This is a genomic window from Streptomyces sp. NRRL S-1022, from assembly GCF_000720135.1.
Lineage (GTDB): Bacteria > Actinomycetota > Actinomycetes > Streptomycetales > Streptomycetaceae > Streptomyces.
In genome coordinates this window covers 1-449 of sequence record NZ_JOIU01000122.1, presented here as the reverse complement: position 1 = coordinate 449, position 449 = coordinate 1, and the positions used below count along the sequence as shown (strand labels likewise).

General features: G+C 66.1%; 1 pseudogene. It reads right to left on the bottom strand.

Features of this window, described 5'->3' with window-relative positions:
• Positions 1–449, bottom strand: a pseudogene (locus tag IG05_RS0141120) (Tat pathway signal sequence domain protein); the annotation flags it as partial.

Genomic DNA, 449 nt, shown 5'->3' with positions numbered 1-449 from the left:
GTGTTGGCGCCGTGGCCCTGGTCCCAGTAGTAGAGGTGGTTCACCTCGTCACCGAGGTCGTGAAGGCGGGCCGCGAGGTTCGCGGAGATCACGTGCGAGGTGTCGGAGTCGTTGGTGCCGAGGCGGATCCACCAGTGCTTGGAGCGGCGGCCGTTGACCTTCTCCACCAGGTGGTACATCGGGTTCATCAGGTGCAGTTTCTCGGGGATGTCGGCGGCGACCCGCCTGGTGCCGAGCCCGGTGGTGTCGTTCTTCGCGCCGTACGCCGTGAAGTGCCGGTTCGCGGTGGTGCCGGCGCCGAACTCGTTGTTCTCGCCGGCCGACAGGTCGAAGGCGTCGAAGGCCGGGACGGTCTTCTTCCGGGCGCCGACGTGGGTGAGGAAGTCCTCCCAGGTGAAGGACGCCCTGCCGTTCTTCCAGGAGATGAAGGCGTTCTTGGCCAGATATGC